23 protein-coding genes are annotated in these 19,172 nt (G+C 44.7%); 7 read left to right on the forward strand and 16 right to left on the reverse strand.

All coding sequences use genetic code 11. The features are described 5' to 3' along the window. The 3 genes from H4K34_RS09030 to H4K34_RS09040 form a co-directional block, all read right to left on the reverse strand. On the reverse strand, nucleotides 1-1,527 hold the full coding sequence (locus tag H4K34_RS09030; RefSeq protein WP_210760497.1) for a lytic transglycosylase domain-containing protein: 1,527 nt from the start codon (nucleotides 1,525-1,527) through the stop codon (nucleotides 1-3). Nucleotides 1,528-1,607: 80 nt separating this feature from the next. Continuing rightward, on the reverse strand, nucleotides 1,608-3,026 hold the full coding sequence (gene gatA / locus H4K34_RS09035) for an Asp-tRNA(Asn)/Glu-tRNA(Gln) amidotransferase subunit GatA (RefSeq protein ID WP_210760498.1): 1,419 nt from the start codon (nucleotides 3,024-3,026) through the stop codon (nucleotides 1,608-1,610). A 10-nt stretch (nucleotides 3,027-3,036) separates the two neighbouring features. After that, entirely contained in the window at nucleotides 3,037-3,222 is a 186-nt protein-coding gene (locus tag H4K34_RS09040; protein ID WP_210760563.1) for a Sec-independent protein translocase subunit TatA/TatB, read from the reverse strand. A gap of 176 nt (nucleotides 3,223-3,398) precedes the next feature. Between H4K34_RS09040 and H4K34_RS09045 the strand changes: the two genes are divergently transcribed. From H4K34_RS09045 to H4K34_RS09065, 5 genes are read left to right on the forward strand one after another with little or no spacing between them, the layout of a single operon-like run. Next, nucleotides 3,399-4,094 carry an ABC transporter ATP-binding protein gene (locus tag H4K34_RS09045; RefSeq protein WP_281384741.1) on the forward strand — a complete coding sequence of 232 codons (696 nt, stop codon included), beginning with the start codon at nucleotides 3,399-3,401 and terminating at the stop codon, nucleotides 4,092-4,094. Then, on the forward strand, nucleotides 4,084-4,872 hold the full coding sequence (locus H4K34_RS09050) for an SDR family oxidoreductase (RefSeq protein WP_210760499.1): 789 nt from the start codon (nucleotides 4,084-4,086) through the stop codon (nucleotides 4,870-4,872). Before H4K34_RS09045 ends, H4K34_RS09050 begins: the two co-directional genes overlap by 11 nt. 2 nt (nucleotides 4,873-4,874) lie before the next feature. After that, complete coding sequence (locus tag H4K34_RS09055; RefSeq protein ID WP_210760500.1) at nucleotides 4,875-6,317, forward strand: aldehyde dehydrogenase; 1,443 nt, start codon at nucleotides 4,875-4,877, stop codon at nucleotides 6,315-6,317. Between the two features lie 5 nt (nucleotides 6,318-6,322). Continuing rightward, the gene (locus H4K34_RS09060) at nucleotides 6,323-6,724 is read left to right on the forward strand and encodes a hypothetical protein (protein ID WP_210760501.1); all 402 of its coding nucleotides are present in this window, start codon (nucleotides 6,323-6,325) and stop codon (nucleotides 6,722-6,724) included. Further along, entirely contained in the window at nucleotides 6,717-7,181 is a 465-nt protein-coding gene (locus H4K34_RS09065; protein ID WP_210760502.1) for a GNAT family N-acetyltransferase, read from the forward strand. Before H4K34_RS09060 ends, H4K34_RS09065 begins: the two co-directional genes overlap by 8 nt. Before the next feature lie 85 nt (nucleotides 7,182-7,266). On the opposite strand, the gene H4K34_RS18140 is transcribed toward H4K34_RS09065, so the two are convergent. From H4K34_RS18140 to H4K34_RS09075, 3 genes are all read right to left on the reverse strand, one after another. Then, on the reverse strand, nucleotides 7,267-7,395 hold the full coding sequence (locus H4K34_RS18140) for a hypothetical protein (protein WP_281384742.1): 129 nt from the start codon (nucleotides 7,393-7,395) through the stop codon (nucleotides 7,267-7,269). Between the two features lie 37 nt (nucleotides 7,396-7,432). Then, nucleotides 7,433-7,966 (reverse strand): hypothetical protein, encoded by a 534-nt coding sequence (locus H4K34_RS09070; RefSeq protein ID WP_210760503.1) that lies wholly within the window; start codon nucleotides 7,964-7,966, stop codon nucleotides 7,433-7,435. Nucleotides 7,967-8,050: 84 nt separating this feature from the next. After that, nucleotides 8,051-8,515 (reverse strand): replicative DNA helicase, encoded by a 465-nt coding sequence (locus H4K34_RS09075; RefSeq protein WP_210760504.1) that lies wholly within the window; start codon nucleotides 8,513-8,515, stop codon nucleotides 8,051-8,053. Between the two features lie 105 nt (nucleotides 8,516-8,620). On the opposite strand from H4K34_RS09075, the gene H4K34_RS09080 reads away from it, so the two are divergent. Next, nucleotides 8,621-8,752, forward strand: coding sequence for a hypothetical protein (locus H4K34_RS09080; protein WP_407644578.1), 132 nt, complete (start codon nucleotides 8,621-8,623; stop codon nucleotides 8,750-8,752). 65 nt (nucleotides 8,753-8,817) lie between these two features. Beyond that, nucleotides 8,818-9,318 carry a hypothetical protein gene (locus H4K34_RS09085; protein ID WP_210760505.1) on the forward strand — a complete coding sequence of 167 codons (501 nt, stop codon included), beginning with the start codon at nucleotides 8,818-8,820 and terminating at the stop codon, nucleotides 9,316-9,318. 64 nt (nucleotides 9,319-9,382) lie between these two features. Here the strand turns inward: H4K34_RS09085 and H4K34_RS09090 are convergent, their stop codons facing one another. From H4K34_RS09090 to H4K34_RS09135, 10 genes are all read right to left on the reverse strand, one after another. Then, nucleotides 9,383-10,489 (reverse strand): hypothetical protein, encoded by a 1,107-nt coding sequence (locus H4K34_RS09090; protein ID WP_210760506.1) that lies wholly within the window; start codon nucleotides 10,487-10,489, stop codon nucleotides 9,383-9,385. A 27-nt stretch (nucleotides 10,490-10,516) separates the two neighbouring features. Beyond that, nucleotides 10,517-11,053: a hypothetical protein gene (locus H4K34_RS09095; protein ID WP_210757110.1), complete on the reverse strand. Its 537-nt coding sequence runs from the start codon at nucleotides 11,051-11,053 to the stop codon at nucleotides 10,517-10,519. A 10-nt stretch (nucleotides 11,054-11,063) separates the two neighbouring features. After that, the gene (locus H4K34_RS09100; RefSeq protein WP_210757111.1) at nucleotides 11,064-11,972 is read right to left on the reverse strand and encodes a TolB family protein; all 909 of its coding nucleotides are present in this window, start codon (nucleotides 11,970-11,972) and stop codon (nucleotides 11,064-11,066) included. Nucleotides 11,973-11,978: 6 nt separating this feature from the next. Then, nucleotides 11,979-13,607, reverse strand: a complete 1,629-nt coding sequence (locus tag H4K34_RS09105) for a T9SS type A sorting domain-containing protein (RefSeq protein WP_210757112.1) — start codon at nucleotides 13,605-13,607, stop codon at nucleotides 11,979-11,981. 9 nt (nucleotides 13,608-13,616) lie between these two features. After that, the gene (locus tag H4K34_RS09110) at nucleotides 13,617-14,669 is read right to left on the reverse strand and encodes an alpha/beta fold hydrolase (protein WP_210757113.1); all 1,053 of its coding nucleotides are present in this window, start codon (nucleotides 14,667-14,669) and stop codon (nucleotides 13,617-13,619) included. Then, complete coding sequence (locus H4K34_RS09115) at nucleotides 14,666-15,229, reverse strand: hypothetical protein (protein WP_210757114.1); 564 nt, start codon at nucleotides 15,227-15,229, stop codon at nucleotides 14,666-14,668. The genes H4K34_RS09110 and H4K34_RS09115 overlap by 4 nt, the downstream gene beginning before the upstream one ends. 67 nt (nucleotides 15,230-15,296) lie before the next feature. Beyond that, nucleotides 15,297-16,088, reverse strand: a complete 792-nt coding sequence (locus H4K34_RS09120; RefSeq protein WP_210757115.1) for an AraC family transcriptional regulator — start codon at nucleotides 16,086-16,088, stop codon at nucleotides 15,297-15,299. Between the two features lie 180 nt (nucleotides 16,089-16,268). Next, the gene (locus H4K34_RS09125) at nucleotides 16,269-17,114 is read right to left on the reverse strand and encodes a DNRLRE domain-containing protein (RefSeq protein WP_210757116.1); all 846 of its coding nucleotides are present in this window, start codon (nucleotides 17,112-17,114) and stop codon (nucleotides 16,269-16,271) included. After that, nucleotides 17,111-18,049 carry a hypothetical protein gene (locus H4K34_RS09130; RefSeq protein WP_210757117.1) on the reverse strand — a complete coding sequence of 313 codons (939 nt, stop codon included), beginning with the start codon at nucleotides 18,047-18,049 and terminating at the stop codon, nucleotides 17,111-17,113. Before H4K34_RS09130 ends, H4K34_RS09125 begins: the two co-directional genes overlap by 4 nt. Beyond that, a complete protein-coding gene (locus H4K34_RS09135; protein WP_210757118.1) occupies nucleotides 18,046-19,020 on the reverse strand; it encodes a hypothetical protein in 975 nt (324 codons plus the stop codon). Before H4K34_RS09135 ends, H4K34_RS09130 begins: the two co-directional genes overlap by 4 nt. Between the last annotated feature and the right edge of the window lie 152 nt (nucleotides 19,021-19,172).

Raw genomic sequence — 19,172 nt, forward strand, 5'->3', positions numbered from 1 at the left:
TCAGCTTTGAGGGTAGATTTTTAAGGTCATTCCCACTTTCAGGCGTTTCGCATTATTAATGCCATTCCACGACATAATATTTTGAGCGCTTACACCGGGATATTTGCGGGCAATGGAATAAAAGGTTTCACCACTGCGCACCCGATACATTTCGTATTTGCCATCGGTGGAAGTTTTGGTCTGCGAGCTGCTGCTACTGTTGGATGCCACCGTAGAGCTGCTGGGCATGCGGCGTGGATAAATAGTTAATCTTTGTCCAACGCGAATGGTATTGCCGCGCAGACCGTTCCATCTGCGAATGCTGCTCACACTAACGCCGTATTTTTCGGCGATGGTGCCTAAAACTTCACCCCGGCGAACCTTGTGGCGAATGCGATCATTCATTTCCACCACGGCTGGTGCTACGGTCTTGTTTTTAGCAAAATCGTTTTCCGCAATGCTGTAAATCGAATCCTCATTGGCAATAAACAAGCCTACCTTATCCGAAGGTAGAACGATTCGATAAGCATGATTGGAAACTTTGGGAATCACCTTGTAGCGATAAGCAGGATTTAAGAAGAGTAATTCTTCCTCGTCCATGGCGATCAATTTTGAAAGCTGCTCAAAGCTTACTTTTTCGCGAATAACAACGGTGTCTGTCGAGAAGAAGGAAGGTTTTATGTCGGTAGCGAAAAGCAAATGCTCCTCGTGGTAATTCATGATATAATTCACCGCGATAAAGGCGGGAACATAACCCGCTGTTTCACGAGGCAAAAAGGGACGAATGGCCCAATAATTAGTTTGTCCACCAGAGCGGCGAATGGCCTTGTTTACATTACCAGGACCCGAATTATAGGCCGCTAGAGCTAGGTTCCAATCACCGAAAATATTGTACAAGGTGGTGAGATAGCGACAAGCGGCTTCCGTTGATTTGATGGGATCATGGCGTTCATCTACATAGCTGTTAACGCTCAGTCCATTCAATTTACCGGTAGAATACATGAACTGCCATAAGCCTGCTGCTCCCACACGCGAACGAGCGGTTGGATTTAAAGCTGACTCTACTACCGCCAGGTATTTGAGCTCCAATGGCATATTGTATTTATCCAAGGTTTGCTCAAAAAGCGGGAAATAGTAACGAGCCAAGCCCAGCATGCGGCTCACTTGCTCGCGGCGTCTTTTACTGTAGAGATCGATAAAGGAGCGGACAACAGGATTGTAATCTAAATCCATGGGACTTAGAGCATCCAGTTCCTTGAGGCGCGCTTCATAGACCGAATCATGCCAATCCGGTAATTCTCCATCGGCCAAAAAGTTGGAGTCGAGGGTACTAAATTCTTCGGCGGTAGCCTGAAAGAAATTGAGGTATAGCAAGGAGTCGAGGCGGGCCGCCACGGGATGATCCTTAAGATCAATAGCCTCCAGATCTAAAAACTGAGGCTTTATGATGGTATCGGTATCCTTATGTTCGCCACCGGGTTGAGTGGGGCTGGCCGCCAATGGCAGAGTAGCCAATCCAAAACCCAGTGCAAGTAATTTAAGTTTCATGTTCAGCACAGAAATATCTAAGGGAAAAGGTAAGTGATTAAATGCCTTTCCCAGTAAGCATTTAACGAGGTTTTTAACCGCTAATTGTGAACTAATGTATCCACAAAACGCAGCAAATCGGCTTCTTGATATTTCGCAGCCGAAAATTGCATTCCAAGCGGTAATCCATTGCTATGAGTTGCCATCGGCAAGCTGATAGATGGAATGCCACTGATATTGGCGTGTACGGTAAAAATGTCTTCTAAATAAGCCTGCGTAGGATCATTTTGTTCTTGATCCAAGGCAAAGGCAGTGTGGGGTGTGGTAGGGGAGAAAAGTAGGTCGTAGTCCTTAAAAAGGGCTTCGGTTTTTTCTACCACCAGGCGGCGGGTTTTTTGCGCTTTGCCATAATAGGCATCGTAATAGCCGCTGCTAAGCACGAAAGTTCCTAGCAGGATACGGCGCTTAACCTCGGGGCCAAAACCTTCGGTGCGCGAAAGCTTATAGGTGCTCTCCAAATCATGGGCATTGGCACTGCGGTATCCGTAATGGATGCCATCATAGCGGGCCAAATTAGAGCTGGCTTCGGCAGTGGTAAGGATATAATATACCGGTACCATATAGTCGAGCAGAGGGAAATCTACCGCTTCCACGGTATGACCATCAGCCTTTAGCTTTTCGATAATAGCTTCAGAAGCTTTGCGTACTTCGGGATCGAGATGCGCAGATTCCATAGCATTGCGGAAATAAGCAATGCGCTTTTTGCCAGGCTCGGGGGCCGATTGTACCGACTCTACCTCACGTTTACTTACGGTATTGTCATAATTGTCTGCGCCGGCCATCACTTCGTAAAGGAGGGCAATATCTTCTACAGAGCGGGCAAAGGGACCAATTTGATCGAAGCTGGAGGCAAAGGCAATCAAACCATGGCGAGAAATTCGTCCATAGCTGGGCTTAAAACCATAAATGCCGGTAAAGCTGGCGGGTTGGCGAATAGATCCACCGGTATCACTTCCCAAGGAAGCTAAGCATAAGCCTGCCGCAACCGCAGACGCTGATCCACCGGAGCTTCCACCGGGAACCTTAGTAGTGTCGAGTGGGTTTTTAACCGGCCCATAAGCACTAAAGCGGTTAGAGGAACCCATGGCGAATTCATCGCAATTGAGTCGACCAATAATAATCGCATCCTCAGCTAAAAGTCTTTCGACTACCGTGGCGGAGAACAGAGATTGAAAACCTTCCAAAATTTTGGAAGCGGCCGAAACCTTATGGTCTTTGTAAACAATATTATCCTTGATTCCAATTACCATCCCTGCGAGTTTACCCGCAGTGCCGTGTTGCAATTTGGCGTCAATTACCGTGGCCCGGGCGCGAGCGTCGTGGGCATATACTTCTAAAAAGGCGTTCAGATCCTGATGCGCCTCAATTTTCTCCAGGTAATTTTCTACAAGCTGTACGCAGCTGATGGATTTTGATTCCAGGTCGGACTGGATTTCGGTCAGCTTCCGGTAATCTTTCAAGGTATTGACTTTAGGATTTTTTCTCTGGCGATTCTTCTTTATCGTCTTCTTTCACAGCATCTTTAAACTCCTTAATGCCGCCACCAAGGCCGCGCATTAATTCAGGAATTTTACGTCCGCCAAAAAGGAGCAGTACCAAGGCAACAATCAGAATAATTTGCCAGGGACCTACAAATCCTAAAAACAGGCTTGCCATCGTCATTGTATCATGAATTTAATGAGCCGCAAAGGTATAAATTAAACGGCCCATTGGGGCGGCTTTCCAAGATCAGTATTTCGCCCTCAAAGAATTAGGGGACGAGAGGCCTTAAACACAATAAAACCTGCGCATACCTCGTCAATATTGTATCTTGCCAAACCAGAATCTAGAACATGGAAGAGATCATCAAGCTTCGCCAGATCAAGCGTGACTTTCCCCTTGGAAGTCAGGTGGTGAAAGTGCTGAAAGGCATTGATCTGGATGTGCGTCGCAATGAATATGTGGCTTTAATGGGCCCCTCAGGATCCGGGAAATCGACCCTGATGAATTTATTGGGCTGCCTCGATACACCCAGCAGCGGCGAATACTGGCTAAACGGAAAGGATGTAAGCAAAATGACCGATAATGAGTTGGCGGAAGTGCGCAATTCAGAGATCGGTTTTGTTTTTCAAACCTTTAACCTTTTGCCACGTAGTACTGCGCTCGAGAATGTGGCTTTGCCTTTGGTTTATGCCGGAGCCAGTACCACCGATCGTCAGGCTCGAGCCGAAGAAGTTTTAAACTCCGTAGGTTTAAGTGATCGCATGGATCACCGTCCTAATCAGCTCAGTGGTGGGCAGCGTCAAAGGGTAGCCGTGGCCAGAGCCCTGGTAAATCATCCCTCCATTATATTGGCGGATGAGCCCACGGGTAACCTCGATTCCAAAACCTCAGTAGAAATTATGAAGCTCTTTAGCGATATCCACGCTCGAGGGAATACCGTAATTCTGGTAACGCATGAGGAGGACATTGCTCAGCACGCACATCGCATTATTCGTTTGCGCGATGGTATGATCGAATCCGACGAAAAGAACGAACATGGATCTTAATCTTAGTGGTAAGAAAGCCCTGATCTGCGGCAGCAGTGACGGTATCGGTAAAGCGGCAGCCGAAGAAATTGCCCGCATGGGAGCCAGTGTAACCTTATTGGCTCGCAACCCTGAAAAACTCGAAAAAGTAAAATCCCAACTCAGTACCGCCCATGGTCAGCAGCATCAAATTTTGGTGGCCGACTTTGATGATTTAGTAGGTCTCGAATCTGAGTTAAGCGCACATCTTCGCGCCGGGAACGATTACAATATTCTGGTTAATAATAGTGGTGGACCGCCCGCCGGACCTGCGCATAAAGCCGGTTTGGAAGAATATGTTACGGCCTTCCGTCGCCATTTATTAGCCAATCAATTAATTAGCCAGGCCCTTTTAGAGGGGATGCGTAAAAGCGGATATGGACGAATCATTAATGTGATTTCCACTTCTGTAAAAGCACCTTTACCTAATTTGGGAGTAAGCAATACCATTCGCGGAGCAGTGGCCAATTGGTCTAAAACTTTGAGCCGCGAATTAGGTCCGGATGGAATTACCGTAAACAATGTTTTACCCGGAGCTACAGAAACCCTGCGCTTAAGTTCCATTATCAGCAATAAAGCCCAAAAAACCGGAAAGAGTGAAGCAGAGGTTTCTGCCGAAATGACCTCCGAAATTCCATTAGCCCGTTTCGCTAAGCCCGAGGAAGTGGCCAATGCCATTGCCTTTTTAGCCTCCCCGGCGGCAGCTTATATCAGCGGAATTAATGTGCCGGTAGACGGTGGTCGTACGCCAAACTTATAAGGATGGAAAAATTACAGAACTATATTGGAGGCAAACTTTGTGCTCCGGTAAAAGGGGAATACCTCGATAATTATGAACCTGCCAGAGGCGAAGTTTATTCCTTAATTCCTCGCTCGGGGGCCGAAGATGTAACTGCGGCAGTAAAAGCGGCCGAAGCAGCATTTCCCGCTTGGTCGGCCTTAAGTAATGCTGAGCGCAGTAAGCACTTAATGGCACTAAGCAATCGCATTGCCGAGCGCCTCGATGAATTGGCCATGGCCGAAAGTCGGGATAATGGCAAGCCTTTTAAATTGGCTCAGTCGGTGGATATCCCCAGAGCACGCGACAATTTTGCCTTCTTTGCCACCGCTATTTTGCATCAGGAAGATGAGTTTCACAATATGGGGGGCAAGGGATTTAATTATACCCTGCGTCAGCCTTTAGGCTCTGTGGCCTGTATCTCTCCCTGGAATTTACCGCTCTATTTATTCAGTTGGAAAATTGCTCCGGCCTTAGCCAGTGGGAATTGTGTTATTGCCAAGCCATCGGAGGTAACTCCTTATACCGCCTATTTACTTTCGCAGATTTGCATCGAAGTAGGATTCCCGGCCGGGGTACTCAATATTGTGCATGGCTTAGGCGCTGAGGCCGGGCAGGCCATGGTAGAGAATGATACCATCAAGGCGATTTCCTTTACCGGCGGAACCGCAACCGGAGCGCGTATTGCCAGCATTGCGGCACCTAAATTCAAGAAGATGTCCTTAGAATTGGGGGGTAAAAACCCCAATATCATTTTTGATGATTGTGATTTTGAACGGGCTGTAAAAATCAGCACTCGAGCGGCCTTTGCCAATCAGGGGCAAATTTGCCTTTGTGGAAGTCGCATCTTCGTACAACGCGGAATTTACGATCGATTTAAGGAGGCTTTTGTTGAGCGTGTGAAAGGCTTAAAAGTTGGGGCTCCAGAAGAAGAAAGCTCTCGCATGGGAGCCGTGGTTTCCGAAGCGCATATGGAAAAGATATTGTCTTATATCCAATTAGCGCAGGAAGAAGGTGGCCAGATTTTGCATGGAGGAAAGCGGGTAGAAATGCCGGCGCCTTATGATAAGGGCTATTTCTTGGAACCTACAGTAATTGAAGGATTGAGCTTTGATTGCCGTACCAATCAGGAAGAAATCTTCGGACCCGTAGTAACCCTTACGCCTTTTGATACAGAAGAAGAGGTTTTGATGATGGCCAATAGCACCGAATATGGATTGGCCTGTACCATCTTCACACAGGACTTGAATCGTGCCCACCGCGTGGCTCGCGATATCCATAGCGGAATTGTGTGGATTAATGATTGGTTAGTGCGCGATTTACGTACGCCTTTCGGCGGAATGAAAAACAGCGGCGTCGGTCGCGAAGGCGGCTTTGAAGCTTTGAAGTTCTTTACCGAGGCCAAGAACGTTTGCTTTAATTACTAGAATGTATGAGTAATTACCTGATCGCATTTATTCCTTTTATCCTCTTCTACTTTTTGGCGAGGATGATGATGGATCGGGCTAATCGCAAATTGGAACCCGAGAAGAAAGCCGAAATGGTGGACCTGTTTTCCAATCGATCACCCATGCGCTATGTTTGGTTGGCCCTCTTAATGGGCGGGCTATATGCAGTTTGGCAGGCAGAATTACTCGATCTTAATTATACCCTGGCCTTTTATTTTGCCGGCCTGATTGTGTACTCCGTTTTTTACGGTCGTAAATCAGTGAGCCTATTAAAGGCCAACAATTTTCCGCCTGATTACATCCGTGCTTATCTCAGTGCTACCCTATTTCAATGGGCGGGAATCGCCTTTTTGGTCTTTGGGATGATATTGGTACGCAATGGCTAAACAGGAGCTCAGGATAGAAAGAACGAATTCCAAGAATCCGGATTTTATAAGCCTGGTCCAATTGCTGGATGCTGAGCTGGTTCATCGCGATGGACCCATGAATAGCTTTTACCATCAGTTTAATGGCATTGAAGATTTAAAGCAGGCTTTGCTTTTATACCAGGGAGATCAAGCCCTAGCCTGTGGTGCATTTAAAAACAAGTCTGCGGATACGGCGGAGGTCAAGCGTATGTATGTAGTCGAAAGCCAGCGCTCCCAAGGATTGGCCAGTCAATTATTAGGGGCCTTGGAAGACTGGGCCCGCGAATTAGCTTTAAAGCGATTGGTTTTGGAAACCGGAATCAATCAACCGGAAGCCATTCGCTTGTATGAGAAGAACGGCTATCAGCGGATTCCCAATTATCCGCCTTATGAAGGTGTGGAAACTAGTTATTGTTTTGAGAAAATATTGAATTAGGAAGCTGTCTCATTTCTGAGGCAGCTCTTATTTTTACGCTGTTTATTGCAAATCGGCCCCCATAGACATTGTAACCGTCATGGTTTTAAGTATCTCCTGCCAGCATTGACAGTGCTTTTTCTTTTTGAAAACCTCTTATTGAAAGTTCATCTTGAGCTAAAGATCCGGTAGAAAAGAATGTTACCGTTACGTAAATAAAATTTTTAAAACGCATAGTATATACCTTGCTTAGGAGACTTTATTGTAGGATGTCATAAGATATATTGAAATTTAAACTTCAATATTATTTTTCTTGATGTAGCCTGACCAAATGTTGGAAACCACTTCGCGTTTGATTGACTTTCAAAATGTGGTGAAATAAAGAAAACTAGGTTTTTATACTTAAACCCCATATCAATATCTGGCTCTAATCCTTGCATTGTAAGAAAGTACAAGCCTACAATGGGCTTAAAATTTGATTCTTCTTTTCTTCCAAACATAAAGCTGTACCCGAAAGACATTCGTGAGGTATAGACCCATGGTTGGGATACTAGTCTCCGAAATTCCCCGCGTCCTTCAGCAATAAATTCACTTGTTAGGACTCCATAATAATTTAAAGTGAACCCTTTGTATGATGCAGATACTCCGCTCCACATTTCTCTTTGATATGAATCAACGGATACAACGGGGACGGTTAAACCTAATCTCCAATCTTTGGTTTTAGCTTTTTGGCTATATAGAGATATTGAAAGAAGGAATGATGCTACAAAAAGAATCGTTTTCTTTATCATTTTATTGATTTTCATGAGCTTAGTAAATGTGAAAATAATCGCAGATTAACTGTTAAGGAGTTTTCCCTGAATTTTAAAAAGGGCTTTTTCTGAGATTAACTAGGGCTTTTTGCCTTTTCTCAAGTCTTTAAAGTCTTCTAAATCAAAAAATCGGGTGTACTGGCCTTCGAATCCCATTCGGTTGCGAACAAGGTCTCCATTTCGGTTTTTGGTAAGGATGTATTTCGCTTCACCATTAGTGGGTTCACTATGATAGTCGTCCCATTGTTCAATGTCGTAGTATTCGAGTCGATTCAAACACAATAGCACATCAGCGTCTTGATCAATGAAGCCTGAGTCTCTTAAATGGGATAGCATAGGTCGCTTATGCCCACCTTGACTTTCTGCACTACGCAAGAGTTGTGAAAGTGCAATAACAGGGATGTCTAGTTCCTTGGCAACCATTTTCAATCCTCCAGAAATTCTTGATATCTCTTGCTCACGATTGGCATCTTTGTTTTTAATTCCAGACATCAGTTGCAGGTAATTTACAATTATGAGCTTTATCCCATATCTGGAATTCATTTGCTTTGATTTGGGAACCCTCAATTGTCACCTGAGCGGTGTCGCCTATGATTAGTTTAGAATTCCTGATCGGTTTTGTGGCTTCAATGGCGATAGCTTGTTCGATTGATTCTTGAAACCGGTATCAATCAGCCAGAAGCCATTCGTTTGTACGAGAAGAACGGCTATCAGCGGATTCCCAATTATCCGCCTTATGAAGGTGTGGAAACTAGTTATTGTTTTGAGAAAGTACTCTGAAATTTCCGGATACCTTTTCTAGCCAAGCATCATTGCTTAACTTCCTTGCCAAATCAAAGTTTAAAATGAAAGTATTTATCTGTTCGCTATTTCTACTGGCTTTTATGTTGCCCGCTGGGGCGCAAGAGTTTAAAGTACCTAAAGAACCCAAAATGGAAAAGGCCGAAGACTATAAGGCCTATGAAGAAGATGTTTTGGCTTGTATCAATTGGCTTAGCAGTCATGGACCGGAGGAAGAAAGCAGCAAGCGAAAAAAGGCTTCTGCATTTTTGCTGATGTGGCTTACCGGAACCCCGGCAGTTAGCATGGAATTGCATGCTGAGATGATTGAGTATTCTGAGAAGAATCCAGAACTATTAATCCTTTTTATGGGAGGATGGGCCAAATATGTTTTAGAAACAGGCGATAAAGATGCCACTGCAGGAAATGTAGCCGGATTGGAAATGGTAATCAACTATTACAATCAGTATAAGGATCAGCTGTCTAAGGATCGTAGCCTTAAAAAGCTATCCAAGAAAATGGAAGAGGGCGAGCTCAAGACCTATGTTGAGGAAAGCTTAAACTAAGCTTCCAAACTAAAAGCTAAAAAGGCCCCAAATTGGGGCCTTTTTTCTTGAGAGAAGTCGTAAATTAAATTCGACTGATTATACCCAGGTTGAAGCCAATCCAGGCTTTTTGCTGGGCTTCGGGCCCAACGGAACTATTCAACTCCAAAGCGCTGTTCACGCGGGCAAAATGGGCTTCATCAAATTCATCCGAGCGATAGTGGTTAAAGCTCAAACCGCCGCTTAGGGACCATACCTCAGTTAAGTGGTATTGATAGTTTAAGCGGGCACTGGTCCAAAAGGCATAGTTATCCGGACCATCAAAATCATTCCGCAGATGCTGGAAACCAAACTCTAATGCGGTTCCGTGTTTTTCATTCCAGTTATACAGGCTTCCTAAACCCAGACCCAGGCCCAGAGTGTTTTCTTGATCAAAACTTCCATAGCCCAGGCTCACAAAAGAATAGAGCTTTTCGACCCCCATTTTAAATTGGAGATTGCTGTACAGCATTTCGGTGCTGCTCAATTCAAAGGCATAATAACCTTTATTGATGATGTTGATTAAGCCTAAAGAATAACCTTCGGAAGCGGAGTCTACAATATTAACCAAGCCCAATTGAAAGCCGGTATTTTCTTTGGAACCAAGGCTTCGACTACGATTGATCATTCCAATCTGGAAACCTTCCATATGCTTAGCCAGGTTTAAGATGCCAGACATTTGAATGCCTTGGAATTTTTGCAAGTTTAGATTGCTCAAACCGGCAATGGCTATTCCCTGACTTTCGCTGGCCATATTAAAGAGTCCGGCCATATTAATGCCTTCCACGCGACCTAAGTTTAGGTTTCCTAAACCGGCAATGACGGCGCCGCTAGAGCCCAAATTTAAATTGAAGAGACCTGCACTCTGAAAGCCATTCAGGTTGCCCATATTAATATTGCTGAGGCCTGCCATCTGGAAACCTTGCACATCGGCATTGTTGTAATTGAGCAAAGAGCCTAATTCAAAGCCATTGAGGCCACCATTTAATCCTACCAGAATATTGAAGGAGAAATTGTGAACCTCAGAAAGGGAATGAATGCCACTGCTACCTAATGGATACACAAAGCTAACTTGGGCTTTGGCATCGCTTTGGGCTTGAACCATTCCAGAGAAGGAAAGGCCCAGAATCAGAGCTAAAAACTGCTTTTTCATAAAAAGGGATTTTGAGTTAGGGGAGCTTTAGTTTGTCTGTTGTTTTCTTGAATTTTCTATGATCTCTAGAGCACTTCGAGCTGCATGTTGGTTGGCGGGATGTTCATTAGTAAGTAAGCGCTTAAGGAGGGGCTCAAAATCCTCAAGGAGGAGATAGCCTGCACTAAATGCTGCGGTGCCTAAAACGCTAGAGGGGTACAGATCGGGTCGATTTAGGGCCTGGAAAATGGGCCAGGCTAAAGCTTGAAGGTTAAAATCATCGGGCCCCAGGGGCAGGATTACAATCTTTTCGCCGATCTCCGGGTCACGCCTTTTTAGGGCATGATAGGTGATTAGCTCTTCCATAGCAGCATAGGCTGCCCTTTGCAAATCATCATCCTCTGAATGTAAAAAGGAAACCAGCCAAGGCATAATTTCGGGTTCATGACTATCAGCTAAAAGCTTCATACCGGCTAGCTGTTTTTCCTTGTCCGAGGACAGTAGTTTTCGAACTGCGCCAGGATAATCGGCCATTATTTTGAAGGCCTTCAAAGAATCGATGAAGCGCTCGTAATCTGCTTCCATTTTAACGGGATCATATTTGGGCTTCTTTTCGGCCGGTAGTAAAAACCAGATATTGCCCGTCCGGACTCAGCCAAGGGCTACCGTCAATTTGATCGCTGTTGATGGTAGGACCTAAATTTTGAGGATCGGTCCAGCTGGTGTCGGATCGGCGAAAGCTGATATAGAGATCGCTATTGCCAAAACCGTCTTCCGCATCTACTCGAACAAATACGATATACGATTCATCGGCCGCCACAAAGGCATCGGCCTCGCGCGCTTCGGTATTAATATTTGCGGGAAGGGCAATAGCTTTTCCATACAGACCATCCTTAAAGTCGGCGTAATAGAGGTCGGAAGTGTTTTCGAAATCCGAATTGAAATAGAGTCGACCACTATTTGTAGACACCGGGTAAAATTCATTGCCAGCACTGGCCAATTCACCTTTTACAGGCTGAGGTTCCTGCCAGGCATTATTCTTCCATTGCACTTGCCAGAGATCGAAATGAAAACCTTCTGCCTTTCCGGGATAATCTTTAAAGGTGCTGTAGAATAAATGCTTACCATCGGGACTCATTTGAACATCGGCCATCGGTATTTCCGCTTCGGCAAAGGGAAGCCATTGTGGTGGGTCAAATGCGGTTCCATTCCAAACCTGATAAACGGGAGCGGTAAAACCCAGCTTTTGATTGGTGGCACAATAGAAAACGGTATCTCCACCAGGGCTTAGCGTGAAATTGAATTTGTCGATGGCGGTAGAGAGTTCACCGGGCCGCAGGATTTGGGGGACCGGACCCAAGTCATCCGGTAGCCATGGATAACCATTAGCCGGTGCTTGCGAACCAGTTTCTTGGGGGGCTTCCGGATGACAGGCCCAGACTGCGGCAGTCAAGCTTATCAGTAGGATTGGAATGCGGAAAGTAGACCAGGGGATGCTATTCATTTCCGTTTATTGAATGAGAATTTTTTTAGTCTGAGGCTCTCCTTCTTTAGATTCCATACGCAGGATATAAATGCCCGGAGCCAGGCCAGCGCAATTGATTTGAATCTGCTTTTGGTTTCCTTCTAAACTCAGGCACTTTTGTCCATCCAAGCGATACAGCTCCACCTTTTGCAGGGGATAGGGTGCCTCAATTTGCAGATATCCCTGAGCAGGTTGCGGATAAACTTGGATTTGAGGCAATGTGACCTTTTCATTCAAGCCAATCTTATAGGTTTGGCAGTCATAGTTTTGCGCCTGATAAAAGGCTCTTAGGGCATCAGATTTGGACTTCAATTTTACCACCGAAGCATAGGGGTTGAGGTCCGTTGAATCATTAGCGTAGCTAATAGCCAAGTTCCAACAAATGGTATCTCCAGGCGGAAAAGAGGGCTTGGTATAACGTAAAAGACAATCTGTTACAAGCGATTTATTAGGTGAATTGTACCAGTTGTTTTGGTCATTATAAACCCAATTGGTTTGTGGACTAAAAGGAGGCGAACTTTGGTAACCTTCTCCGTTTAGGGTATCAAAAAGTCCGCTCGGATTATCTAATCGCAAGACTTCACCATTTCGCCAACGTCCCTGAATTAGGTTGAAATAATGGTTTATATTTTTAGGGTAACAGGTGTTAGTGTCTACTGTAGGAATGTAGTTATTGTAATAAAGGGAGCCATTGGCTTTATAGTCTAAATCGTAAACTGCAACGGCACCTGGATAGTTTCCAAAAGATCTATATCCAGAATCAGTGGAATCGCGATTATAAGCGTAGATCATGGCTCTACTGGAGTCACTTCCGATCAGGTCATTCCAATCACCTCCAACGCTTACTGCTTGATAAAAATTCGTACTGAATTGCTCATAGCTTCGGTTACTACGATTGATGATCCGATAATTAAGGAAGATGGAGTTATTGAGATGGTAAACCTGGGCTTGGTCAAAGGCATAGACCATTAAATGGATTTCTAGGCCCATGCTATTGGTGTCAGAAAAGGCTATATCCCGGTTTAAATCTTGGAATATCATATACACGGCCTCATCACCTCGAATCATCGGATAATCACCTAGAGAAGGTTCATAGATACCATTGCTGTCACGATCATGGAAAGGAGCTAAATAAAAGGCCTCTCCGCGATTAGTGTCTCCATGGGCAGGCCAATCGCGAATGGTGCTATGCATCAGGTAATTGGCCTCATTATAATGCGCATTGTGGTAATCAATGTCTATGCGACTGATTTGCCAAAGCTTTACAAACTGATTGATATAGTTGGGATCATTAAAATCATTACTAATTGGTCCCGTGTGAAAGTCAGTTTTACTGCCTTGTGGATCGAAGTCGGGGTTGTAGCCTTTTTGCATTGCGATGTATTGCGCATTGTTATAATAGGCACCAATCCAAAGCAGGCCATTAGTCATAATTCTTTGACCACCTGGGCTTTTAATGGTTAATTTACCTATGCCGTTGTAATCCTGAAATAGCCCGCCATTATCACAAAGGACGGCCTCAAAATTATTGGTTCGAAGGGTGGTTGTTCGCTGAGCCATGAGGGTCAAGCTGCTTATAAGGGCCAAGCTGAAACTGAGAATCTTTGTTTTCATAAGAAAGAATTAAGAGTGCAGAATGAAGTTTTTAATAAAGGCTTGCAGCGCTCCGTTTTGGCTAAACATCGGTTCATGACCCGCATTAGGGAGGCTGATGAATTCTTTTTGATGGTCTACCGTGCCTAAGCTGTCGAACATAGCTTTGCCTTCTTGGGGGGGAATAAGATCATCGTATTGACCCCACAAGAAGAGGGCAGGAAGCTTAATCTGCTTTAAGTCACTTTGTAAATTTTGACCTTCTAGTTCTGCATTCAGAAGATCATTTACCTTCTCCAAATTGGAGGATAAAAAAGCAGGGAATGGATTATAGGAGGAGGCGAAGCCTAGTTTCATATAGTCCCGTAGGGAAAGTGCTAAATATTCATCGGGGATAAGGTATTCACCGGGTTGACCTACATATTGATTCCAGATTTTCTTTTGGGCATTATCACTGAGATCTGGCTCCGTATTTAGCCAATCTAGTGCCGCTTGCCAATGGGCTATATTTTCCCCCAAATTGATTTGAGCTTCGGCCATTTCCTGAAGGAAAATGCGGCGATATTCCCAAGTGAGATCGAAGTCATAATTCAAGGCACCATCTATTAGAATGAGCTTATCGGCCAGGGCCTGATCGCCATATTCCAAGAGATAAGAGCTCGCTAAGAAGCCGCCAAAGCTATGCCCGCAGAGGCTGAGCTCCGCATCGGGATACTGGGCCTTTAAAACGCCTAAAACGTAATGAAGATCTTTGCGGTATTGTTGGAGATTAATACTCGATTCTTCAAAATTACCTTGGGCATTTCCGCAGCCCCTTTGGTCGTAATAAGCAATGGCTACAGATTTTTCGAGATTCGTTTTCCATTTAAAAAGATCAGCCTCGGCCAGATCCAAGCTGGTTAGGCCTGGGCCCCCGTTTACGAAGAGCATAATTTTATTCGAGGCGGTATTACCGCGAAGCAAAACCGGAATACTAGCCTTATCCACCGTAAGGTGAAAATAGGTTTCGGCGCTAGTACTGCTTTCAAATTTTTGGCAAGCAAAAAGGCTTCCAATCAAGATTAGAGTGATTAGCTTTTTCATGCTTTGTGCTTCATATTAAGACCGATTTCCAGGAAAAAATAACCGGTGTAAGAGGGAAAGCCGGTCCAGGCGGCCAGCGTGCTGGGTTTGATATACAGGTTTAAATGATACTCTTCATTTTGATAGATCCGTCTCTGGTATTTCACAAAGAGGCCACTGCGCAAGGCTCCGTAGGATGGATGATGTTGTTCAACAATGCCATTGTGCAAAATGCGCCAAGAGTTTGGGATGAAGGATCGCTGATAACCTCCGATTAGGCCCCATTCCCAGGCATGTCTTTTTTTACTGCGCTGATAAGCCAATTCTGCATCCACAAAGAAGCTGCTTTGATAATTAGCATGGTAGAAAAAGCCGAGGCTTGGACTTAAGCTTATACTTCGCTGGCGCTGCGAATCTTTGCTCGAATTCCAATCTTTAAGCGAATAATGCAAGCTTCCTTTAAGCCCGGGATGACTAATAAATTCGCCATAGTAGGCTAGGGAATAGCCATCGGCATTGAGCCATTGCGACTTAGCACCTAGTGCCAATAGCAATAGAAACAGAGTGGTAGGGATCTTCATTTAGAAACAAAAGAAGCCGGATGGACGAAAGGAAAATTGTAAAAAATCGACAGTTTAGCTTTTGGCCCTACACGAATAATTGGGCTTGTAAATCGCTAAGTTCACTGCGGAAGCGCATCGGGTTTAAACCCGTAAAACTTTGCACCTCATGAATAAAATGGGCTTGATCGAAATAGCCAAAATCATAAGCAATGGCGGTGAGGGAGCTTTGATGATCAGCCTTGGTGCGAACTAGAGCCATAAGCACTCGTTGCAGCCTGAGATATTGCTTGGGACTTAAGCCGAAATGTTTCTTAAAATGACGTTCTAAGCTTTTGAGGGAAAGCCCAGACCAATTCATTAAACCTTGCACCGTTGCCTGGCCTTGCTGTGCAGAAATATAAGCCGCTATAGGGGATGCAAAAGGTTTTTCGGATGTCTGTTTCTTAAGCTTAAAGAGGAAGTATTGGCTTAAGATTTGAACCCGACTCTCGAAATCAGCGGCTTCAAATAATTGTTCTTCAATTGCACGAATCTCCGGACCGAATACCTCTTCGGGTGCAAAGCTGCCATTTAGAAGTTCCTGACTTGCGCAATTAATGAAGGGCTTTAAGCCATAGGGTTTAAAACGCACCGCTACTAAGGGACTGCGTTCTACCGCTACCATCTGACTTTGGGTTTTTAAGCCACTTAAATGACTGAGATAGCGCTGCCCATTGCGAATAAATGGATTTTCCGAAAAAATGAGTTCTACGGTATTATCCGGGAAAATCATTAATTGTTTGCTCTCACTCCGGTCCATATAATTTTCGGACCAGAAACAATCAATGTATTCTGCCAGTAAGCCTTCTGCTTTATATTCCCGGAAATGCCACGTCATACAATAGGGGCTGTGGTAAAGGGAAAATCGGTTATCCTCGAATGAGGGTCCTCAAAAATACAATTTTCCCTGAGCTTAAACATTCATCTTAAAAATCGGGAGAGCCGAACCTCTCTTCGTGTGCATCCGAGGATTAAGAGAGGTCCGGGTCCCATAGCCAAAGTCATGCTCTGCTGAAAACTAAAGCTTTACCAAGGCATGTTGTTCTCCATTGATCCACATATAATAGCGACCAATAGCCCATTCCGACGTGTTGATGTTCAAAGTGTTGTCGAGGCTACCTTGATAAACTTTGCGACCTTGGCTATCCAATATTTGTACTTCCAGCGGCTCAGCATCTGAGGCCTTCAATTGCAATTTGTCATTTACAGGATTATTGAACTCAATTGCAGTTTTGGCTTTTTCTTTTAAACCAATACCGCTGGGTCTATGTACTATTAATCTGGGGTGTAATGCGCTTTGATTGTGCTCTCTAGAGGCGAAGCTTACACCCGCGAAAGGAGTTTCTGTGCGTAGCTTTACCATAAAGCCAGTGGCCTGCTGTTGGTTGGCAGATTTCAATAATTGAGTTACATCCAATCGATAGCTTTGGGTATCGCTTTGGCTGGTGGCTCCTTCTACAAATACTTGATCATCAATGGCCGGCTGATTGGCCCAGGTAACCTGTGTTTCTTGCCAGGCTTCGGTGATGGGATGAATGCGAAAGGCATTTTGCCCAACCTGCTGCGTGAAATTGGGATTGGCAAAAAACTTCAAATACAGAAAAGCACTATCTATATCCTGGGGCGGAATGGTATCGGCCGGAAAGTGAATGAGAAAACGGATGGTATCATTTCGAGTGCCTTGCCATTGCCAACTTTCTGCGCGAAGCACATTGTGTAAGCCGCTGTTTTGAGCATTAGGCTTTCCAAAATTGATATTTTGAGCTGCGGGTAAGGACCATATCCAAGCATCGCTGTCGGCACTGAAATTTTGCGCGCAAAGGCTAAAAGGAATAAGGAGCACGAAGAGGAAAAGTCTTTTCACAGTATTTGAATTTTAAGGGTTTGAACTTGCTGATCGGCGGCGAATTGAATGAGGTATAGGCCTGGTTTGAGTGATTCTAAGTCAAGGCTTTCTTGAATGCGTCCTTCTTCCAAGCAAAGACCATTAAGCTGGCAAATGCGGTATTGAAACTGACCTTCTGGTAAAAGGATGCGGTCTCGAGTAGGTATAAATTGGTAATCGGTTTTTCGGATTTCGGCCTGTCCAATGCCATTGTTGGGGATTAAGCTGATTAAAGTGTTCTCCTCCCAAAGGCCATTTAAATGATAATTGGGGAAGGCATTAAAACTGCGGTTCTCCACCAAAGTGTCTTTCAATTGGCCAAGGCTGCCGTACCAGCAATGGTATTGCTCAAATTTTAAGGGATTGAGGCTTTCCAGCTTGCTGTAGGCTAAAAAGGGTCCCATGCTTAAATTTTGCACATCTATACTATCATGGGGTCCCATGTGAAAGCTGAGAGAAGCATCATGCTCATTAAACCAAATTTGAAAATTGATAGCCTTAGAGGGATTATGGTCAAAGCGGGCATTCTCAAATTGAAGGATCACCTTTTGGCTGCCGTTGCTAAAGCTTTCGCGGATTAGTCGTACTGGAGATGAACTTAAACCAGGTGCGGCTCTTAGCCAGGCAATAGTATTGAGGTCGAGCCAATAATGATGTCGCGCATCAAAAACCAAACGGCCACTCGCCTCTAATTTCACGGAACTAATAACCGTATCCATAAAAGGGAAATTGAAGCCCAGGTTTATTTGGGCCGTTTGAAAAGGATCCCAATTTGAAGCCGGAAAAAGCAATGTGCCACCGCTTCGACTTTGATAATTCAAAGTGTCTATTTCCAGGCGATACTGATCCTGTGCGGATAGAGTCTTTCCACACAGGATGCAGCAAAGCAGAACTAAATAGCTCAGGCTTTTCACAAGGCAAGTTTTACTTCATATTGCTGGCCCTGAGTATTGCTGAGCTGCAAAAAGTAGATTCCTTTTTGAGGCAAGCTGAAGGACTGCTCATCTTGAAATAGCACATCAAATAGCATTTTACCATCGAGGCTTAAAATTTTAGCCCGAGCCTTTCCCGGGCTATTCGAATAAACCCAAACTTCCTTCTCTCCCTGGCGACGATATTGGAAGGGAGCTTCCTGACCAGAATCTTCCCTTAAACCAATGGTGGTAGTATTGGACAAATACTCGAAGCAGTCCAGCATATATTCATCAAAGCGTGGATGCACGGTGGTATGCCCTACATTGGGCATAAGGATTTCGTGAAACTGTGCCTGGCGAGCTTGCAGGCTATCAATTAGATCATGATAATAGGGCAGCTGAGTATAAAAGTAATCGCGGGTGCCCATGCACAAACACACCGGGCTTACTTGCGAACGGGCAAAACTGGGCGGGTTGAAATTAGGATGGTTGAAGGCCCCGGAATAGGGTATTACACCTGCAAAAGGAACCGTCGTAAGTTCTTCTAAAACCACGCGCATGGCTTCGCGACCATTGCAAGAAAAGCCGGTGAGATAAACAGCATTGGAATCAATAGAATAATGAGCTTGAACAGAATCGTAGAGGTATTCGAGCAATTTTACTTCGCGGCCACCATATTCATCGGTAATCGCATTGCCCCCGGCATCGAGGCAGGCTACAATGGCATCGAGGGAATCAGCAATATTGCGAAGGTCATCGCGGAAATCATTCGGGGCCACCCCACAACCGGGTAAGGCCAGAATTAAAGTATGATTTTGACTGGCCTGATAAGTGGCCGGAACATAAAAGGAAAAACGGCGATTGAGATTGTTAAAGTCGCTAGTATTAAAAGTGTGATCCTGATGAAAGGAACCGGTGCTCTGGGCAAAAGCCATAGAGGAGAGCAGGAGGAAAAGACAAAGTCGCATCATAATTTTCGTTTTACCCTACGAAGTATTGATGCCGCTCTAAAAGGGAAAAACATTTTATGCGATCGACCCAAATTTTAATGGGATCAACCGATTTTCAATGACTTTTTAGCTTGTTCTATCTTGCTAAATTTCAATAAGTTAAACAATAGTTA

This window comes from Croceimicrobium hydrocarbonivorans (assembly GCF_014524565.1).
GTDB classification, from domain to species: Bacteria; Bacteroidota; Bacteroidia; order Flavobacteriales; family Schleiferiaceae; genus Croceimicrobium; species Croceimicrobium hydrocarbonivorans.